Origin of the sequence: Pseudescherichia sp. AS216, from assembly GCF_037152055.1 — a bacterium.
Lineage (GTDB): Bacteria > Pseudomonadota > Gammaproteobacteria > Enterobacterales > Enterobacteriaceae > Pseudescherichia.
In genome coordinates this window covers 378,796-398,385 of record NZ_JBBCMV010000004.1, presented here as the reverse complement: position 1 = coordinate 398,385, position 19,590 = coordinate 378,796, and the positions used below count along the sequence as shown (strand labels likewise).

The 19,590-nt window shown below is 52.7% G+C and carries 21 protein-coding genes; 12 read left to right on the top strand and 9 right to left on the bottom strand.

Annotated features, from left to right (window positions below):
- Positions 1–55 precede the first annotated feature (55 nt).
- Both WFN61_RS14755 and WFN61_RS14750 read left to right on the top strand, forming a co-directional pair.
- Complete coding sequence (locus WFN61_RS14755) at positions 56–466, top strand: ASCH domain-containing protein (protein WP_257757531.1); 411 nt, start codon at positions 56–58, stop codon at positions 464–466.
- 181 nt (positions 467–647) lie between these two features.
- Positions 648–3,401, top strand: coding sequence for an RHS repeat protein (locus tag WFN61_RS14750; protein ID WP_337038875.1), 2,754 nt, complete (start codon positions 648–650; stop codon positions 3,399–3,401).
- A gap of 104 nt (positions 3,402–3,505) precedes the next feature.
- Here the strand turns inward: WFN61_RS14750 and WFN61_RS14745 are convergent, their stop codons facing one another.
- Positions 3,506–4,036 (bottom strand): TetR/AcrR family transcriptional regulator, encoded by a 531-nt coding sequence (locus tag WFN61_RS14745; protein ID WP_186370533.1) that lies wholly within the window; start codon positions 4,034–4,036, stop codon positions 3,506–3,508.
- Positions 4,037–4,149: 113 nt separating this feature from the next.
- Between WFN61_RS14745 and WFN61_RS14740 the strand changes: the two genes are divergently transcribed.
- On the top strand, positions 4,150–4,581 hold the full coding sequence (locus WFN61_RS14740) for a PACE efflux transporter (RefSeq protein ID WP_257757533.1): 432 nt from the start codon (positions 4,150–4,152) through the stop codon (positions 4,579–4,581).
- A 3-nt stretch (positions 4,582–4,584) separates the two neighbouring features.
- Here WFN61_RS14740 and WFN61_RS14735 read toward each other — a convergent pair whose 3' ends face one another.
- Positions 4,585–5,199: a GNAT family N-acetyltransferase gene (locus tag WFN61_RS14735; RefSeq protein ID WP_144815860.1), complete on the bottom strand. Its 615-nt coding sequence runs from the start codon at positions 5,197–5,199 to the stop codon at positions 4,585–4,587.
- 42 nt (positions 5,200–5,241) lie between these two features.
- Positions 5,242–5,826: an NUDIX domain-containing protein gene (locus WFN61_RS14730; RefSeq protein ID WP_312272959.1), complete on the bottom strand. Its 585-nt coding sequence runs from the start codon at positions 5,824–5,826 to the stop codon at positions 5,242–5,244.
- A gap of 82 nt (positions 5,827–5,908) precedes the next feature.
- Between WFN61_RS14730 and WFN61_RS14725 the strand changes: the two genes are divergently transcribed.
- Positions 5,909–6,664, top strand: a complete 756-nt coding sequence (locus WFN61_RS14725; RefSeq protein WP_144815854.1) for a DeoR/GlpR family DNA-binding transcription regulator — start codon at positions 5,909–5,911, stop codon at positions 6,662–6,664.
- A gap of 78 nt (positions 6,665–6,742) precedes the next feature.
- Positions 6,743–7,042, top strand: coding sequence for a hypothetical protein (locus WFN61_RS14720; protein ID WP_144815852.1), 300 nt, complete (start codon positions 6,743–6,745; stop codon positions 7,040–7,042).
- A 35-nt stretch (positions 7,043–7,077) separates the two neighbouring features.
- Here the strand turns inward: WFN61_RS14720 and WFN61_RS14715 are convergent, their stop codons facing one another.
- Positions 7,078–7,962, bottom strand: coding sequence for an AraC family transcriptional regulator (locus WFN61_RS14715; protein ID WP_312177718.1), 885 nt, complete (start codon positions 7,960–7,962; stop codon positions 7,078–7,080).
- Positions 7,963–8,116: 154 nt separating this feature from the next.
- On the opposite strand from WFN61_RS14715, the gene WFN61_RS14710 reads away from it, so the two are divergent.
- Positions 8,117–9,184: an aldo/keto reductase gene (locus WFN61_RS14710; protein ID WP_337038874.1), complete on the top strand. Its 1,068-nt coding sequence runs from the start codon at positions 8,117–8,119 to the stop codon at positions 9,182–9,184.
- On the opposite strand, the gene WFN61_RS14705 is transcribed toward WFN61_RS14710, so the two are convergent.
- Positions 9,181–10,083: a LysR family transcriptional regulator gene (locus WFN61_RS14705; RefSeq protein ID WP_144815844.1), complete on the bottom strand. Its 903-nt coding sequence runs from the start codon at positions 10,081–10,083 to the stop codon at positions 9,181–9,183. The genes WFN61_RS14710 and WFN61_RS14705 overlap by 4 nt on opposite strands.
- Positions 10,084–10,205: 122 nt before the next feature.
- Between WFN61_RS14705 and WFN61_RS14700 the strand changes: the two genes are divergently transcribed.
- The gene (locus WFN61_RS14700) at positions 10,206–11,585 is read left to right on the top strand and encodes an MFS transporter (RefSeq protein WP_337038873.1); all 1,380 of its coding nucleotides are present in this window, start codon (positions 10,206–10,208) and stop codon (positions 11,583–11,585) included.
- Positions 11,582–11,977 carry a DUF4440 domain-containing protein gene (locus tag WFN61_RS14695; RefSeq protein WP_337038872.1) on the top strand — a complete coding sequence of 132 codons (396 nt, stop codon included), beginning with the start codon at positions 11,582–11,584 and terminating at the stop codon, positions 11,975–11,977. Before WFN61_RS14700 ends, WFN61_RS14695 begins: the two co-directional genes overlap by 4 nt.
- A 16-nt stretch (positions 11,978–11,993) precedes the next feature.
- Here the strand turns inward: WFN61_RS14695 and WFN61_RS14690 are convergent, their stop codons facing one another.
- The gene (locus tag WFN61_RS14690) at positions 11,994–12,539 is read right to left on the bottom strand and encodes a winged helix DNA-binding protein (RefSeq protein WP_144815835.1); all 546 of its coding nucleotides are present in this window, start codon (positions 12,537–12,539) and stop codon (positions 11,994–11,996) included.
- 247 nt (positions 12,540–12,786) lie between these two features.
- Here WFN61_RS14690 and WFN61_RS14685 point away from each other — a divergent pair, with 247 nt between their 5' ends.
- The 4 genes from WFN61_RS14685 (at position 12,787) to WFN61_RS14670 (ending at position 16,666) form a co-directional block, all read left to right on the top strand.
- Positions 12,787–13,509: a DUF969 domain-containing protein gene (locus tag WFN61_RS14685; RefSeq protein ID WP_042395176.1), complete on the top strand. Its 723-nt coding sequence runs from the start codon at positions 12,787–12,789 to the stop codon at positions 13,507–13,509.
- Positions 13,506–14,492 (top strand): DUF979 domain-containing protein, encoded by a 987-nt coding sequence (locus WFN61_RS14680; protein ID WP_312282273.1) that lies wholly within the window; start codon positions 13,506–13,508, stop codon positions 14,490–14,492. The genes WFN61_RS14685 and WFN61_RS14680 overlap by 4 nt, the downstream gene beginning before the upstream one ends.
- Before the next feature lie 26 nt (positions 14,493–14,518).
- Positions 14,519–15,514: a DUF2891 domain-containing protein gene (locus WFN61_RS14675; protein WP_312282274.1), complete on the top strand. Its 996-nt coding sequence runs from the start codon at positions 14,519–14,521 to the stop codon at positions 15,512–15,514.
- 246 nt (positions 15,515–15,760) lie between these two features.
- A complete protein-coding gene (locus WFN61_RS14670) occupies positions 15,761–16,666 on the top strand; it encodes a LysR family transcriptional regulator (protein ID WP_337038871.1) in 906 nt (301 codons plus the stop codon).
- 32 nt (positions 16,667–16,698) lie between these two features.
- On the opposite strand, the gene WFN61_RS14665 is transcribed toward WFN61_RS14670, so the two are convergent.
- The 3 genes from WFN61_RS14665 to leuD form a co-directional block, all read right to left on the bottom strand.
- Positions 16,699–18,042 (bottom strand): 2-hydroxycarboxylate transporter family protein, encoded by a 1,344-nt coding sequence (locus WFN61_RS14665; protein ID WP_257757546.1) that lies wholly within the window; start codon positions 18,040–18,042, stop codon positions 16,699–16,701.
- Positions 18,043–18,111: 69 nt separating this feature from the next.
- Complete coding sequence (locus WFN61_RS14660; RefSeq protein ID WP_257757547.1) at positions 18,112–18,957, bottom strand: fumarylacetoacetate hydrolase family protein; 846 nt, start codon at positions 18,955–18,957, stop codon at positions 18,112–18,114.
- Between the two features lie 14 nt (positions 18,958–18,971).
- Complete coding sequence (leuD, locus tag WFN61_RS14655) at positions 18,972–19,589, bottom strand: 3-isopropylmalate dehydratase small subunit (protein ID WP_257757548.1); 618 nt, start codon at positions 19,587–19,589, stop codon at positions 18,972–18,974.
- Position 19,590: the final 1 nt, after the last annotated feature.

Genomic DNA, 19,590 nt, shown 5'->3' with positions numbered 1-19,590 from the left:
GAAAAAGGACTGCCTTAACGCTTTAAAAAATCTAATTAATAATAAAGGACAACGCATGACTTCAGTCGAAAGTTTACAGGCAAAATATCCCAATGCCCCCGCGTGGTCCATTGGCGACAGCGTCGAGCTGGCAAACCAGTTAGCCGACCTGGTTGTGAAGGGAAAAAAGACGGCATCGTGCGGCTCGTTAGCGTCATACCAGGCGGAAAGCGCATCACCGGCAGTAGGCAGCTACCATATTATTCTTAACGGCCAGCAGGAACCGGTGTGCGTTATTCGCATTACGTCGCTGCGGCTGGTGAAATTCTGCGACGTCGACGCCGCCTTTGCGCGTAAAGAGGGGGAAGGTGACCTGAGCCTTGAATACTGGCGCACGGAGCATCAGCGCTTCTTTACGCGGACAGGGAGCTTCTCGGAAGAGATGGAGCTGGTTGCCGAAGAGTTTGACGTGGTTGAAGTGATCTAATAACAGGAAAAAAAACCGGCGGCGCTACGCTTGCAACCGAAACTCCAACTGCTCGCAATCAGTGCAGATTTTGGCCCACATTGACTGCAAATGAAACATGCCACTGGTATACATCAAGTGATAGTGCTCTGCTATTTTCTGCGTAGCAAGACCGGCTGCGTAACCTGCACAGGAGAATACCATGAGCATATCGCTATTCAGCAATACCCCCACGGTCAAGGTCATTGATAACCAAGGCCTGACCGTACGCGACATTGCCTACTACCGCCATCCTGACTCGCCGGATGTTACGGATACGCGTATCACCCGCTATCAGTACGATGTACGCGGCTTTCTGACACAGAGTGCCGACCCACGTCTGAACCATGCCGGTAAGGTGAACTTCACCTATATCACTGACCTGTCTGGCAACGTCTTGCGCACGCAGGGCGTCGATAACGGCACGACCGTTGTTCTAAACGATGCCGCCGGACGACCGTCTATCACCGTCAGCAGCATTCGTACTGCCACCGACGGCACGGATGACAACAGCCAGGCCGTGGCCCATATCTGGCAATATGAGGATGCATCGTTACCCGGCCGTCCTCTGAGCATCCAGGAAAAGACGCCGGACGGAACATCACATTTCACGGAGCGCTTTGTGTATGCTGGCAATACGGATGCGGAGAAAGGCCTGAATCTGGCCGGGCAATGCGTCAGCCACTACGACACGGCAGGCCAGGTACAGACCAACAGCATTTCCCTAACCGGCGTACCGCTCTCCGTCACCCGACGCCTGCTGAAGGATGCGGATAACCCGGATACCGTGGCCGACTGGCAGGGCGCAGATGCATCCGCCTGGAATGAACTGCTGGCCCCGGAGGCCTTCACCACCCTGACCACCCTGGATGCCACCGGCGCGGTGCTAACGACCACCGATGCGAAGGGCAACCTGCAGGGTGTAGCATACGACGTAGCGGGCCTACTGTCAGGAAGCTGGTTAGTCCTGACGGGGAAAACCAAGCAGATTATCGTGAAGTCTCTGACGTACTCGGCAGCGGGGCTGAAGCTGTGTGAAGAGCACGGTAACGGGGTGGTGACCACCTATACGTACGAAGCAGAGACGCAGCGCCTGACCGGGATTAAGACGGAGCGCCCGACCGGGCACCCCTCTGGGGCGAGAGTGCTACAGGATCTGCGCTATGAGTACGACCCGGTAGGCAACGTACTGACTATCAGCAACGACGCAGAAGAGACGCGTTTCTGGCGCAACCAAAAAGTGGTGCCAGCGAACACGTACACCTACGACAGCCTGTACCAGCTGGCCACCGCGAGTGGACGTGAGATGGCGAATGCCGGCCAGCAGAGCAGTAGCTTACCCACTCCCGCCATCCCTCTTCCTTCAGACGGTTCTGCCTTTACAAACTACAGCCGTTCCTACCTCTACGATGAAGCGGGTAACCTGACGCAAATCAGTCACAGTGCCCCGGCCACAGGAAACAGTTACACCACGGACATTACCATCAGCGACCGCAGCAACCGCGGCGTGCTAAGCACGCTGACGGAAAATCCCTCAGACGTGGAAGCGCTGTTTACAGCGGGCGGGCAGCAGATGCAGCTGCAGCCGGGGCAGAGCATGGTCTGGACGCCGCGTAACGAGCTGCGAAAGGTGATGCCGGTGGTGCGTGGGGGCACGGAAGACGACAATGAAAGCTACCGTTATGACGGCAGCAGCCAGCGCCTGCTGAAAGTCAGCGTGCAGAAAATCAGCGGCGGCACGCAGACACAGCGAGTGCACTACCTGCCGGGGCTGGAGCTGCGCAGCAAAAAAAATGGCGATAAGCAAACCGAAAGCCTGCAGGCAATTACCGTGGGCGAAGCCGGACGTGCGCAGGTCAGGGTGCTGCACTGGGATAGCGGTAAGCCGGACGGCCTGGAAAATGACCAGCTACGTTACAGCTATGACAACCTGACGCACAGCAGTCAGCTTGAGCTGGACGGCAGTGGCAACGTCATCAGCATGGAAGAGTACTATCCATACGGCGGGACGTCTGTGTGGACGGTGCGGAGCCAGGCCGAGGCAGACGATAAGGTCGTGCGTTACTCGGGCAAAGAGCGGGATGCGACGGGGCTGTACTACTACGGTTACCGCTACTACCAGCCGTGGGCAGGTAGATGGCTGAGTGCGGACCCAGCCGGTGCCGTGGATGGACTGAACCTTTTCAGGATGGTGAGAAATAATCCGGAAACATTAAGGGATGATAACGGACTTGCTCCCACCAAAGATGATGAAAAAGATAATATTATGGAACTTAAAAAGTTAACGATAGCTGATCCAATAAGTGACTCATCAGATACTGAGGAGGCTGTAGATCCAGCGCCTGTAAAAAAAATCGCTTTTCCTGATGAGCTCAAAATTACCCTGGGTGAATTGGCCCTGGAGAAACTACCGGTTGGCACAACGCTCTATAAGGCTATGAGATACGCTAGTTTTGATGTGGAGCTGGCCATATCTGGGCAAGCAAATAAAGACGAATGGGAAGGCCAATATTTTGCCCTGGATAAAGAGATATCTGAAGGGTATGAAACAGATTATCTCGATGAAATCACCGGCAATGGTATTGCCTGGCTGCATACGTTTGAGGTAACAGAAGAGATTCCGATTCTTAATAATATAGCCCATGCTCATGGCAGTGATGCGTTTTCTGGCGACGAGAAAGCAGCGGCGATTAAACATTTTCTGATTGATAAATCCGACTTTTTAGATGATGAAAAGATAAAGGAAATTAATCAGGAGAAACCTTTAATGCCAACGCTTAGCAGGATTGGAATTGCATTCAATGCTCCTCATGATACCGATGGGGGCAGAGAAATAATTATAGGCGGTGGATTACTTAAAAATATCAAAGTTACACATTCGGAATCGCATAAATACAAAATGTGGATGAAACTGTAAAATAGTTGGCATGGGCGTTAAATGGTGATCGCTCAAGCGATCACCACTCTCCATAAAAGCAGGCGTAGTTCCCCAGTCTGGGGGTAATCAGACGAACCGGCATATTAACCCGCAAATTCCTTGAGATCGTTAAACACCTCACTCCAGAGCGCCGATTCGCTCTCAAAGCCGACCATGTTCCGCATCATAAAAGCCCCCTCGGTGGCCAGATAGAGTATTCGCCGTTTTCGTGACGCCTCGTCCGTGGCCTCAAGATTGCCAAATCTCTCTTTATACCAGTTAACCATGCTTTCGCTTTGCGTCCCGGCCTGGGCGGCCAGCAGGGTCAGGGTTCTGATCCCGGCCTCCGAGGTCTCCTGCTGGGTTGCGCTGATGTGGGTCAGCAGTCGCGCTTTGGCATCGGCGTTTGCTGGCAGCAGCGTGCGGTAGCGCTCCTGCTCTTTATTCAGCCAGCGATCCAGCAGGGCATCCAGCACCTTTTCACGTGAGCCAAAAACCGACTGCACGCTGGCCTTTGAGATACCAGCCTCCGTGGCGATAGCGCCAAAGGAGAGGGCGGCGGCACCTTCGCGGCCCAGCACACTCTCCGCTGCATCCAGCAGGCTTTCCCGATCTATCGTTTTTGGTCTTGCCACGGGCCTCTCTCCACCATTGATTTAAATACGGTCGTATGTTAACTTTCCTGCCAGTTAATCACAGGGCTGAAATCAACGCAATTTCGGCCATATCATCGCACATGAGGTTTACCATGTTCTATCTTAAACCGGTTCCGCGCCGGATCGCCTACGTTACCGCCTTTGAGGTGATTGCCATCTTCTTCTCATCCCTGCTGCTTTCAGGCATGAGCCACGGTGACGCGGCCAGCTCCCTACCGGTGGCCGTGACCACCTCCGTCGTGGCCGTTGTCTGGAACTACATCTACAACACCCTTTTTGAACGGTGGGAAAAGCGAAACAACATTCAGAAACGCACGCTTCCGATCAGGATTGTGCATACTCTGCTTTTCGAAACGATGTTTATTATTCTGATCGTGCCGTTCTTTATGTGGTACTACGATGTTGGTCTGGTGAAGGCGTTCATGATGGAGATCGGCCTCATCACCTTCTTCTTTGTTTACGCTTTTATCTTTACCTGGCTTTTCGATCGCGTCTTTGCGCGCGAACCGATACCCGCCACCTAATCTTCAAGCAGAGAGCAGCGGCACATGCGGCGCGGCGTCCAGCGGCAGATGGCCGCTGAGGCGCGGATCGGCCTGCACCTCTACCCGTCGGGCGTAGGGTTTAAACCCTGAGCGGATATAGAACCCAAGCGCGGAAGGGTGATCGAAGGTGCAGGTATGCACCCAAAAACGCTGAACGGGCTTCGCCCAGGCGAGCTCCGTTGCCGCGCTCATTACCGCCCGGCCAATGCCCTTGCCGGTGACGTCGGGTGTCAGTCCGAGAAAGACCAGTTCGACCTCGCCGGGTTCGCTGAAGTCCAGCTCCATCAGCCCTGCATCCCGATCGTTATGATGGATAACGTAGATCTCCCGGCTAGAATTTTGCAGCACGCTAATCAGCGTCTCATCGCTCATCATGAGACGCGAAAACCAGAGCCAGTCTGCGCCTACCTTGCGGAACAGGCTACGGTAAGCATCAGGATCGCGATGCGTCAAAGGCTGCAGCGTAAACCCTTCCGGTAGAGGGACCGGCGCACCAGCGGGCTTCTCGCGCATTTCAAGACAGGTGACGACCGAGGCGATATGACCCGGAGCAATACTGGAGTATCCGGCAGGTATAGTGTGCGCGTTGTCTTTCATTTTATCTCCTGAGCCTTTAAGAATAATGATATAGGGTAAACATTATAAAACCCCCTTCAGGGCAACGTGATAGAGCAGCATAATGGTTTTGCCATCCACAATCAGGCCGCTTTCGATGGCGGCTAATGCCTCCTCCAGCGTCATCTCCAGCACCTCAATATCCTCTCCTTCTGCTTCGATACCGCCACCCGCGCCGGTTCGATCCTCAGCCTGGTACTCTGCGATATAGAAATAGAGCTTCTCCGTTACCGAGCCGGGACTCATATAGGCTTCGAATACCTTCTCAACGTGCGAAATACGAAATCCAGTCTCTTCTTCCGCCTCAGCTTTAATGCGGTTTTCCGGATCCATATTATCCAGCAGGCCAGCCGCCGCTTCGATCAGCATACCGTCGTGTCCGTTCACATAGACAGGGAAGCGGAACTGACGCGTGAGGATCACGGTTCGCTGTTGGCGGTTATAGAGCAGGATAGTTGCGCCGTTGCCTCGGTCATATACTTCCCGGTTTTGCTGCTGCCACTCGCCGTTCTGGCGCTGCAGCGCAAAGGTATATTTCTTTAGCGTATACCAGTCATCGGAAAGAGTTTGTGTGTTGATGATCCGTACTTCTGCATGTTTTGATTGCATGATAGCGCTCCAATACGTAGAGTAACTATCATAAACAGCACTTTCGTGCAAGATCAAGTTAATTCGTGCAGGTGAGAAAACGATGCTAACCAGTCAACGCAAACAGCTGATACGTGAAAAGCTGGCCGCCGAGGGTCAGGTTCTGTCAAAGGATCTGAGCGCACATTTTGCGGTGTCGGAAGATACCATCCGCCGTGACCTACGCGAGCTTGCGGCAGAAGGGCACCTGCAACGGGTGCACGGCGGCGCGCTGCCAGCCTCATCGGCCACCGGCACCTTCTCAGCGCGCAAATCGCTTAAAATAGATGCAAAACAGCGCGTGGCCCGCAAAGGCGTTGAGCTGATTTCAGACGGGCAGGTGGTGATTATCGATGGCGGAACGACAACCTCGGAGCTTGTTAAGCAGCTGCCTGTGGATCTCCGCATTACGGTGGTAACACATAGTCCAGGCATTGCTCTGGGCCTGATTGATCATCCCGCCATTGAGGTTATTCTGATCGGTGGCCGCCTGTATAAACACTCCATTGTTACCGTCGGTGCGGCGGCCATAGAGGGTATCGGAAACATTCATGCCGATCTCTTCTTTATGGGCGTGACCGGTATTCACCCGGAAGCGGGGTTGACCACCGGGGATTACGAAGAGGCGTGCATCAAACGTGCATTTTCCGGCAGAGCCGCTGAGACAGTGGTGCTGGCATCGCCGGAAAAGATTAACGCCGCATCACCCTTTGCGATCGGTAGCCTGTCGCTTATCAATACGCTGGTGGTCGAGGAGGGGACCGATGAAGGCTGGATCCGGTCGGTGGAAGAGCAGGGCGTATCGGTGGTGAAGGGGTAAAGATAACGATCCCGCAGGCAAGCCCGCAGCCTCGCTATTTATAAGCTAACCTTACTCCTTAACAAAGAGGAGAAAACGATGGCTGATTCAACCCTGATCGATACGCTGCAATTTGGCCCTGAAGATGCACCAACGCAAAAATACGAGATCTATGGCGATGACGAAAAGACGCCAACCTATGCGTTGATATACCAACAGCGGGATGGCAGCTGGCAAAAGCTGGATGACACCCTGAGCTTCGCCGCGAAAGAGGAACAGGAAGAAGCAACCAGTACGCTGGACTATGGCTCTGGCGATCCCCTCCCGGACCTGCGCGACCTGGTCACCGAGGCGAAAGAGCGGTGCGAGCAGCACTGGCATAATACCCCCCGCAATTAACGCTCATCGCGCCGGGTTCGTCCCGGCAATTCCCCTCACGACGTATTACGCAGCTGGCTGGCATGCCTGGCAGGGGAGATACCGAAGATCCGCACATAGTCGCGACTAAACTGGGACGGACTCTCATACCCGACATGAAAGCCCGCGCTGGCGGCGTCTATTGCATCGCTCACCATAAGCCGTCGCGCCTCCTGCATGCGCAGATGCGTGCGGAACGCAATAGGGCTCATGGTAGTAACGGCTTTGAAGTGGTGATGGAAGGCCGAACGGCTCATCCCGGCAACGCTGGCCGCCTGTTCAATGCGGCACGCTTCCCGAAAGTGGGTTCGGATCCAGATAATAGACCGGGCAATCTGATTAAGCCGGCTCTCGCCCTGGGCCATATGGCGAATAATGTCGCCTTGCGGCCCCGTCAGCAGACGATAAAGGATCTCCTGAAGCGTCAGCGGGGCGAGCGCATCAATATCCTGTGGCGTATCCAGCAGGCTGGCGAGGCGTATGGCCGCATCAAGCAGTTCCGGGGGGGTCTTATTTAACATAATCCCTGAGGGGGAAGCCTGCGCATCGGTCAACGGAGAGGGGTAGCGGATGGCCAGCTCTGACAACGCGGTCATATCAAAATCAAGCTGCAGACAGAGGTAGGGCCGTTCCGCCGTGGCCTCGATAACCGACCCCATGACAGGCAGCTCCACGGAGGCAATCAGGTAGTTGGCTGCATCATAACGGTAGGCTGTCTCCCCGAGGCGCGCCTCCTTGGTTCCCTGTGCCACAAGACAGAGCGTTGGCGTATAGATCACCGGCATCGGCATGGTTGGTGACGACGCACGGATCAGCGTCACGCCAGGCAGGGCGCAGCGGTATGTGCCATCGTCCGGCACATGGCGTCCAATAATATCTACAAGAGCATTAAGGTTGTTCATAGGCAGGCATAGTATCCCTGAAAAAAGTCCCCGCATAGAGAGCATCGTTCAGCCAGGACGATCGTGCAATTATTGCGGATCTCATGTCTATCCGCTGACCCGCGTTCTGATAGAGGATGATAACCGAACCAACACTTTTAGGAGATCGGACATCATGACTACCTCATCAGCTCTTGACCAATACCGCCTGCTGGGCCGTTCCGGATTACGTGTTTCACCTCTTTCGCTGGGGACCATGACCTTTGGCTCTGACTGGGGATGGGGCGCGGATGACGCGGAAGCGCAACGCATCTTTGATGGCTATGTCGAACGTGGCGGCAACTTTATCGATACCGCAGTTAACTATACCAACGGCAGCGCGGAAAAAATTCTTGGACGGATGATCAAGGCGAAACGCGACCGCATCGTGCTGGCCACCAAGTTCACTATGTCGCGGGAAGCGGGTAACCCCAATGCGGGCGGGAATCACCGCTACAATCTCGTCCGCTCCGTTGAGACCAGCCTGCGGCAGCTTGATACAGACCGCATCGATCTGCTCTATCTGCACGCATGGGATTTCACTACCTCGCCGGATGAGGTGATGCGTGCCCTCGACGATCTCGTTCGTGATGGCAAAATTCTCTACCTGGGTATCTGTAACACACCGGCATGGCGTATCGCCCAGATGCAGACCCTGGCCGATCTGCGCGGCTGGTCGCCGTTTGTAGCGTTGCAAATTGAGTACAGCCTGGTGGAGCGTACGGTGGAGCATGAGCTGATCCCGATGGCGCAGGCGATGGGCCTTGGCGTCCTGCCGTGGTCACCCCTCGGCGGGGGGATCCTGACCGGCAAATACAGCCGGGCCGATCTCTCGGATGAGAACGGTGCCGACGTGGCAGCGACGCGTAAGGGGATCATCGCCTCGACCGGCCATCTTAACGAGCGTGCGCTGGCCATTGCCGAGGTGGTAAGCGACATCGCCCATGAGAGCGGGGCGTCATCGTCACAAATTGCGCTGGCGTGGACATTACGTAACCCTGCCGTTGCTTCCACCATTATGGGGGCACGTACCGTCGCTCAGGCCGAGGACAATTTTGCTGCGCTGGATGTCGTGCTCAGTGATGAGCAGCTCCAGCGTCTGGAGCAGGCCAGCGCGATTGATCCTATCTTCCCGGCGCGCTTTATCTCCCGGCCGATGGCGCAGCAGCTCATCACCGGCGGAGCGGCTGTCAGAGGGCGTTAGTCACCTGTCACCCAGTTTTGTAAAAAGTCGATGAACATTCGCACTTTCTCTGGAACATGGCGCGTATTGGGATACAGCGCATAGATCCCCTGACGAGGAAAGCGGTGATTGGGAAGCAGATGGACAAGCTGGCCGTTATTCACATCGTCCTGAACCAGCCAGGCCGGCAGCAGCGCAATACCGGCCCCGCATCTGGCAAACGCCAGGAGTGAGGCCGCGCTGTCGGCCATGATTACCGGGGGGAGATGCGCCCGAAAAAGTACGCTCTCGCCTTCTGGAGTCAGAACCTGCCAGTTAAGCGGGGTAGCAAGTCGGGTGTGGGCCAGCCAGCTCGCCTCGGCAAGCTGTTCCAGACTGAGAGAGTGCACTCCTCCGTCGCGCTTCAGGTAAGCAGGTGACGCAACGGGGAGGATCTCGAACCGGTCGATCAGTTTGGCATGATGGCTTGAGTCCGTTAGCTGACCAAGCCGGATGGCAACGTCAAATCGCCCGGCAATCAGATCGTCGTTTTTCGAAGAGGAAACATGCTGAATTCTGAGCTGAGGATGCTCAGCTGAAAAAGCCGCAAGCGCCGGAACAACCACATGAGCACCGTATTCCTGGGTAGTCGTGATGCGAAGCACACCGCTTAAGCCGGAATGATCGCTACGCACGTCATTAAATACGCTTTCAGCCTCCTGCAGAAGCCGCAGGCAACGATGGTAGAAGCGTTCTCCCGAATCGGTAACGGCGACCTGCCTGGTACTACGTGTAAGTAACGACACGCCAAGTTTTTCTTCCAGCTTTTTGATGTTAAAGCTGACGACTGCCTTAGTCAGCCCCAACGTTTGCGCTGCTCTCGTAAAGCTACCGGCTTCCACTACCGCAACAAATATCTCAAGCCGCTGCATGTCGAGCATTCATCCCTCCGTCAACCCGCTTATTGTCAAAATGAATTTGACACTATAACGCCGAACGTGGTGTTTATCCTATCCTGTTCAGTGCCTATACTGCGCGCACTTTGCTGTTTTAAGGGAAGAAAATGAGTTATCGAGTACGCGTTGCCAGTATCTATCTGCTGGGATTCTTCATTGATCTAATTAACATGTTTATCGGCAACGTAGCGTATCCCGATATTGGCCGACGCTTTGATGCCTCGGTGAGCCTGTTAGCCTGGGTGAGCAACGGGTATATCCTGGGCCTCACCCTGGTGATACCGCTAAGCCGCTGGTTATCCCAGCGTATCGGCACCAGGCGCCTGCTGATGCTGTCTCTGATTGTGTTTATGGCGGGCGCGACCGGTGCGGGCCTTGCCTCTTCGCTATCTCAGCTCATCGCCTGCCGATGGTTACAGGGGATAGGCGGAGGATTATTAATTCCCGTCGGGCAGACGATGACCTATGCGCTCTATCACAGTCATGAGCGTGCAAAGCTCTCTTCAGCGATTATGCTGGTGGCGTTACTGGCCCCGGCACTGTCACCCACCCTTGGCGGGCTGATTGTCGATAACATCAGCTGGCGCTATGTCTTTTTAGCAAGTTTGCCGCTAGCGGGTGTCACGCTCATCCTCTCTGCTCTTTGGCTTAAGCCGGACGTCGGTTCGACACTGTCTGAGCCGTTAGATCTTTCAGGGTTAATCATGGCCTGCTCGGCGCTCACGCTGATTCTGCTGGGGCTGACGTATCTGGGAGAGGCGGGACATATCTGGCGAGGCGGGTTAGTGCTGGTGGTCGGCATTATGCTGATGGGGTTGTTCGCCCGGCACACCCTGAGAAAAGCGACGCCCTTGCTCAACTTACGACTGCTGAACGCGCCGCTGCTGCAAACCGCAATGCTGGTGTATCACTTTATTCCTGGCGTATTTACCGGTGTGAGTCTAATTACCATGATCTATCTACAGGAGCAGTTGGGTATGAGCGCAACGCTTGTAGGGTCAATGATGATCCCGTGGGCGCTGGCTTCCTGTGTGGCTATCACGCTTACCGGGAAAATATTCAATCATATTGGCCCTCGTCCGCTGTTTATTATCGGTTGCCTGGGGCAAGGAGCAGGCATTGCGTTGCTGACGCTTATTGGTCATGTCGAAGACATTACCATTGCCGCACTGGCTTACCTTTTGATGGGTTTCGGCAGCAGCCTGTGTAGTAGTACGGCGCAAAGCTCGGCATTTATTGACATCGCGGAGGGTGAGTTAGCGGATGCCAGCGCGCTATGGAACATTAATCGCCAACTGAGTTTTTGTTTAGGCATCGCCGTGCTGGGTTTACTGTTGAACCTCATGCTCAGCGCAGGTTTGCCAATAAGCCAGGCCTTCCATCTCTGTTTTTTAATGGCTGCAGGTAGCGTAATTATTCCGTTGATCTACTGCCTACGGCTGCCGAACCAAAGTCTTGTCTTAACGCTCAAACAGGAGAAGAGATGAATCGTTATTTTCAGGAAGTCGTCGATGCCCACGCGCTGATTAGCCACTGGCTGGGTGACGAAACCGCTGCAATCGAGGTGTGCGAAGCGCTGTTGGCGCGCTTCAGCCCGGCGTACTCGATGGTGACCCCGGGTGGTGCCATGCTTGATTTTACGGCATTGAACGCATTCTTCTGCGCCCAGCGCGGCGCGAAGAGGGGGTTGCGCATCGACATCGAGAATATGCAGCTCGTTGCAGAGAGCACAGGTGGCGCAACCGTGACCTATCAGGAGCGCCAGCAGCTGCCCGGTCAAAACGCGACGTTACGTTTCTCAACCGTAGTGTTTGTATCCGAGCCGGATGGCACGGTCCGCTGGCGACATCTCCACGAAACCGCTCTCCCTACGCCTTAACGCCTGTTCAGTTATCTCACAACGATGCCGCCGCCCGGGCGGCGGTGTCATACAGAGACGATATCGTGCGCAACAGCTGCGCGGTATCACCGATAGATGCCCCTGAAATGCCGCTTTCCGCATGAATATTGATCAGGCAGGCTTCACGCACATCGCGGTATTTCATGCATAGCGCTTTACCCTCCTCTGTGGTTGAGAAATAGAGCTCTTTCCCCACTTTCTCACTCGTCACGTAGCCCGCTTTGACCAGCTTTTTCAGGGCGTAGGTCACCACATGGGTATCTTCAACGTTGAGGACGAAACAGATATCGGCCAGCTTCTTCTTACGGTTGCGATGGTTCACATGATGCAGAAGGGAGACATCAAAGGCCGCCATATCAGGCTCCCCGGCTGCGGTCATGCAGCGCACCATCCATTTATTGAACGCATTGCTGGTCATGATCAGCGCGTATTCCAGCTCCGATAACTCAGCACAGCGCTCAGACACCAGATGGCGAGAAGAGACGATCCGGCCATCCGTTATATCGTCGTGGTTTGATGTAGCTTGTGTTTTTAAGGTCATAACGGTCCTTACCGGAGTGTGACTCTTAGCCAAAAATGTAAACTTACATCGATAAAATAAGAACATTTTATTGATAAATTGTTTACATGTTTTTGTGGTTCAGATATAGCTTTTTAGTACTGGTTCTGTGGAGCCGGGCGCAAAACACAACATCGCTCGCCGGAATGCATCACGCTTCGTCCTGATACGAAGTATTAAAAAAATAGCCGTCGGCGCGCAACACTCACTTTGGATAGGGTAAACGTTTATGGACGGTTCGACATTACTGCCGCTGATTGGGATACCCATCGTGGTTATCGGCTTTGCACTACGCTTCAACCCGCTGCTGGTGGTCGTGGTGGCGGGGCTGGCTACCGGGCTGCTGGTGGGCATGGATTTTGGGATGTTGCTGGAGACGTTTGGTGAAAAGTTCGTGAATAGCCGATCGCTGGCAACCTTTATCCTGATCCTGCCTGTTATTGGTCTGCTGGAGTATTACGGGCTGAAAGAGCGGGCGCAGGCCTGGGTCGCGAAGATCGCCAGCGCCACCTCGGCACGTATTCTGATGCTCTACTTTGTGGCGCGTGAAGGAACGGCGGCGCTGGGACTGATGTCGCTTGGCGGTCATGCTCAAACGGTGCGTCCCCTGCTTGCGCCGATGGCCGAAGGGGCGGCGCTGAATGAATACGGCGAGCTGCCGCAGCATATCCGCGACAAAATCAAAGCGCATGCCGCCGCGTGCGACAACATTGCGGTCTTCTTTGGCGAGGATATCTTTATCGCCTTTGGCGCAGTGCTGCTGATTGATGCCTTCCTGAAAGAGAGCGGCATTGAGGGAATTGAACCGCTGCATATTGGCCTGTGGGCCATTCCGACCGCCATCGCGGCATTGGTAATTCATATGACGCGCCTGCTGCGCCTGGATGCGAGCATCCGTCGCGACGTGATGGCCTGGAGAGCAGAGCAGGGTACACAGGAGATCGCCCCATGATGACGTTAATCACTATTAACCGCGTGTACTACCTGATTGGTTTTGTTGTGATGCTGCTCGTTGTGATGACCCTTCGCGACCGCGCCAACCCTAAACGCTTTACCACCGCGCTGTTCTGGTTTTTGTTTGGCGGCATCTTCCTGTTTGGCGATCTTATGGTGCAGGAGCTGGGCAAGTCTCTGGCGTACCGGATCATTGGCGGCTGCGTCATTCTCATTGCCTTGCTGGCAGGTTTTGGGCTGGTGGGTAAAGGGCACTATAAGATGTCCACCGAGTCCGAACGCGTCGCCTCGGCAAATCGACTGAAAAACTGGCTGTTCCTGCCAGCACTGATGATCCCGGTGGTTACCGTGATCGGCACGCTGTTCCTGAAAGGCGTGTCTGTGGGTGGCGTCTACCTGCTTGATCAGAAACAGCTTACGCTCGCGGCTCTGTGCGTGGCGTGCGTTGCCGCGATCCTCACCGGCTGGTGGCTGACGAAGGGGACACCGCTGCATGCGGTCCGCCAGTCTCGTCGCCTGGTTGATACCATCGGCTGGGCGGTGATCCTGCCGCAGATGCTTGCCATGCTGGGTGGTGTGTTTGTGGTGGCAAATACCGGCGAATCGGTGCAAAAGGTAGTCAGCCTGTTTGTGAACCCGAATAGTCGTTTCATGCTGGTGGTGATCTACTGCGTGGGTATGGCGCTCTTCACCATGATCATGGGCAACGCCTTCGCCGCGTTCCCGGTGCTGAGTGCAGGCATCGCCTTACCCTTCCTGATCAACGTACATCACGGTAACCCGGCACCGCTGCTGGCGATTGGCATGTACGCAGGCTATTGCGGCACACTGATGACGCCGATGGCTGCCAATTTCAATATCGTTCCTGCGGCTCTGCTAGAGCTTAAAGATAAGTACCAGGTGATCAAAATCCAGATCCCGACCGCGCTAACCCTGCTGGTAGTTAACGTGTTCTTAATGTATTTCCTCGTATTTCGCTAAGCGTAGCAATGACTTAAGGAGCTGTTATGGAACTTACTCAACATCAGGCTGATGCGTTTGCCAGAATGCCATTAACCTATTTGCGTCAGGAATATCCGAACCACATTATGCATCTGCTTAATGACGATGGAGACGTATTGCCGCCCAGCGAACTGCACCCTATTTTCTACGGCTGTTTTGACTGGCACTCGGCGGTGCATGGCTACTGGCTGCTGCTGCGTTGCGTGCGCCGCTATCCTGATCTGCCGTGCCGGGAGGAGATCGTTGCGCTATTTGATGAGCACATGACGGAAGAGAAGGTGGCCCAGGAGCTGGCCTATTTTAACGCGCCGTTTCGGGCCTCGTTTGAGCGGCCTTACGGCTATGGCTGGTTGCTGGCGCTGGCTCAGGAGCTAAAGCAGTCCGCCTTACCTCAGGCCGCAGGCTGGTATCAGACGCTGCAGCCTTTAACGCAGGATATTCGCGGCAGGCTGATGGATTATCTCAGCAAGCTAACGTACCCGATTCGGGTCGGTACCCATTACAACACCGCCTTTGCGCTGGCGCTGGGTCTGGACTATGCCCGCGCTGTCGAGGATAACGCACTTGAGCAATCGATCGTAACGGCGGCAAACCGCTTCTATCTCGCTGACACGGACTATCCGGCGCACTATGAGCCAGGAGGGGACGAGTATATTTCTGGGGCGCTCACCGAGGCACTGCTAATGAGCAAGGTGACGGATCGTTTCCCCGCATGGTTCGATGCGTTTCTTCCTGCGGTGGGCGCGGTGTCGGCGCTGATGAACCCGGCGGAGGTGAGCGACCGTACCGATCCCAAAATTGCGCACCTTGATGGTTTAAACCTCAGCCGCGCCTGGTGCATGAAGCATATTGCGAAAGCGTTGCCGACAGATCACCCGGGGCAGCAGGCGCTGAGCGAGGCGGTTGAGCGTCATCTTGCTGCCAGCGTCGAGCATGTGGTGGGAAGCCACTACAGCGGCGGACACTGGCTGGCGAGTTTCGCATTGCTGGCGCTGGAGTAACTGAGGGGAGGGTGTAGCGCTATACGGCGCTGCACCCGGCTTTCACGTTCGCAACCTGTCCGGCGTAAGAAATCCGTCAGCCTCTGGAAAGCAGGCGGTATTAAATGGATGAACCGTATCCAAATAAAGGCCTGGATTTAAATGTTAGTAATACACTGCTTATCCTTGAAGCAATCTCCTCTGTTTTATGGCTCGCATTTCCCATAAGCTATTAACTCTGTGAATACACAACAAGGATCATCGCTGATGAAGAGGAAATGGCCTCATGTGGAAGACCTGGAAGTTTTTCTGGCGGTGGTACGCCATAACAGCTTTACAGATGCAGCAGTAGAACTCGGTTTTTCAAATGCCTGGGTGACCAAGCGGATTGCCGCACTTGAGCAAACATTGAATACCAAGCTGCTGCACCGTAATACCCGAGAAATGCGCCTGACAGCAGCGGGGGAAGTGGCCCTCATTCAGGCCGAAGAAATCATCAGAAAAAATAATGTGGCGATGGATTTAATCGTCAATACAAAAAAAGATATTAAGGGCAATCTTCATATTTGTAGTTCATTTGGCTTTGGCAAAAATCATCTTACCACACCACTCTCCATGTTTTCGAAACTAAACCCTAACTTAAAGATAAAACTCACTTTAACAGATACAAAACTGGATTTAATTAAAGAAAATATTGATTTGGAAATTATGGTCGGAGAGGAGGTTCACGAACGCTACTATGCGAAAAAAATCGCCGATAACAGGCGCATTCTTTGCGCATCGTCAGGTTACCTGAATCAACAGAATTTACCTGAGTCACCGACAGATTTAGCTCACCATAAATGCCTTTTTTTGCAGGAAAAAGGGTTAACCTTCGGCCTTTGGCATCTTACCAATGGTCAAAAGCAAGAGACGGTACGGGTGGAAGGCAATTTGTCATCGAATAATGGTGAAGTGATTCTGCACTGGGCGCTTGACGATCATGGTATTGTGCTTAGAAGCGAATGGGATGCAAAGCGTTATATTGAATCTGGCGATCTCATTCAGGTTTTACCTGACTATTATGAAAAGGCTTCGGTGTGGGCGTTGTACCCGAACAAACTGGACGAATCGATTAAAACCCAAAAGTGTATTACTTTTCTCGAAAGCTATTTTAGTGACATTTTTTTCTGACAGCCGCCCCTTTTAACGGGGCGGCAAAAATATCAGGCAAAAGCGGCCAGCAGCATTGTTGCAAGAATAACAGTAGAGGCGCCACCAATACGGGTAGATATTTGCGCGAAAGGCATAAGTCCCATACGGTCGCAGGCAGAGAGAATGGCAACGTCACCAGTGCCACCGAGTCCGCTATGGCAAACGGTCACGATAGAGGCTTCGACAGGATACATATTCAGGAATCGGGCAAGGAAAAAGCTCACCAGGGCCATTGAAAGCACCACTGAGGCACAAACCGTCACATACGCAACAGAAAATACAGATACCACACTTTCAAGCGGGACATACAGCATACCGAGACCAATCATCGTCGGCCAAATCAGCGAAGTGGAAATCAGCTTGTAGCAAGACTTCGAGCCCACCTCCATTTTTCCGGGGATAACACCTGCGTATTTACAAATAACGGCCATGACAATCATCAGTACCGGACCAGGAATATGTACAATCCGTTCCAGCAGCCCCCCAAAAATGAAGAAGCAGCAAATCATCAATAATCCGGCCCCCATCAGGGAATAATCAGTTTTACCATTACCATCTTCAGCAATATTATTGAATATTGCGTTATCCTCAGCGGTACGGATCAGCATGCCGTTGCCACTGAGTTCGTGTTTCATCTTCCCCAGCTTGGAGAGGAAGCCCGCGCATACGATAGCAAAAATATTCCCGACGACAGCAGCAGGGACCAGCTGTGCGACATAGATATCCGGGGTGGTGCCAAGGATTGAGGAGTAAGCGAGAGATAGTGGTAAAATGCCTTCCCCAATACCGCCACCAATAATAGGAACAATGATAAAGAAAAATGTATGATAAAAAGTGTAACCCACCGCTTTTCCGACCAACAGACCGACACCTACCGCGGTGATGGTTCCCACCACTAACGGAAAGAACATTCTGATCATCCCCTGAACCAGAATGATGCGGTTCATGCCAAGGATACTGCCGACAACCAGCGTCGCGATAACAAAGTACAGGAAATTGGCATCCTTCATTAATACATGAACGGAGTCCAGTACGTTCTGAGGGATGACATGATAAAAGACTAAAATAGAGGGGATCATAAGGCAAAATATCGCGGGCCCTCCGATATCCTTAATCACCGGGATATTTTTACCAATAGTGGATAAAATAAATCCTAAAGACATGATTATCGCCAGTCCGCCAATCATGTTTTTGGGTAGCGTACCAAACCATGCTGCTGCGCCGATAACAATACACATAACCCCCAAAAACCAGACAGGTACTGAACAAATTTCTTTTCCCGACAGAGCGCTCAGCGAACGCGTCTCAGCCAGTTTTTTACTTTGTTGTAGGGTATTACTTTCAACGTGATTCATAAGTCCGCCTTAATTGTAATAGGATGCATGACTTCCTTAAGAGGTGAAGATGATTTAATATTGTTTTTATTATGACGTGACAGATTCTTTGATATGATTTTTTAAGCGTCCCAGTCCTTCTATTTCCACTTCAATACAATCACCATCTTTCAAAAAAAGTGGTGGTGTTCTTTTTTTGCCTACTCCGCCAGGAGAGCCAGTAATAATTACGTCGCCAGCACTTAATGGGGTAAAGGTACTGATATAAGAAATAAGATAAGGAATTTTGTGTATCATATTTTTGGTATTATCACACTGCACCTCCTGTGAGTTCAGAAATGTCCGGATTTGTAAGTTATGTGGATCTGGAATTTCGTCACTGCAGGTTAAGTAGGGGCCAAATGCGCCAGTGCGTGGCCAGTTTTTACCGGCGGTATACCAGGTGTGTTGCCAGTCACGTGCTGAACCATCCATATAACAGCTATAGCCTGCAACGTATTTCAGCGCATCATGTTCGCTGACATGTGAGCATTTTTTACCGATAATTACCGCCAGCTCTCCCTCGTAATCAAACTCCCGGGATTCAGCCGGTTTGTTGACAAAGCTAAGATGCCCAGTTTGGGAGTCGGCAAAGCGTACAAACAGCGTAGGCTCTGGATTCAGCTCATTAAATTCCAGGCGTTTTTCACTGTAATTCATCCCTACACAAATAATTTTGTTAGGGTTATCAATTACCGGAATAAACTCGAGTTCCTCAATCGAATAATCAGCGGATAAGCTCGCGATCGCTTCCAGACTAGCAACATCTTCATGCTCCAGAAAAGCTTTTAATGATGAATAGCGATTACCATAAATCGCACTGGCATCAATAATTCCTTTATCATTTAAGATGCCGAACTTATTTTGACCATTAATTTTAAAATTGACAATTTTCATGGTGTTTATTCCTGTTAATTCTGACCGGTTCTGTGCCATGGATTACGGTCAAAGTATTGTGTTTCGAATTGCTTAATTTCATGGGTAAAGGATAAAGTAAAACCAATAGCATCCAGTCCTTGTAATAGCATGTCCTTTTTAATTTGATCCACATGGAATGAATAAACCTGTTCAACGGTCGTAAGTGACTGCTGCGCAAGATCTACTGTCAGTGTATTAGTGTTACGATGCTGAATACATCCGGCGATTTGCTGCAAATCCGTTTCATTAAGACAAATGGTTAATATTCCATTTCTCAGACAGTTGTCATTGAAAATTCCAGCAAACGAAGTACCTATTAAGGCTTTAATGCCTAATTGTTTCAAACCCCATACTGCATGTTCCCGACTGGAACCACAGCCGAAATTAGGCCCAACAACCAAAAATGTTGCTCCCTGCCACCCTGGCTGATTTAAAATGAAATCGCTGTTAAGGCTGCCGTCTTTATTAAAACGAAGGTCAAAGAACAATCCTTTATCAAGACCGCTGCGGTCGATACCTTTAAGAAACTGCTTCGGCATAATCACATCAGTATCAATATTTGCTGCCATCATGGGGGCAGCAATACCAGTTACACAATTAAATGCTTCCATT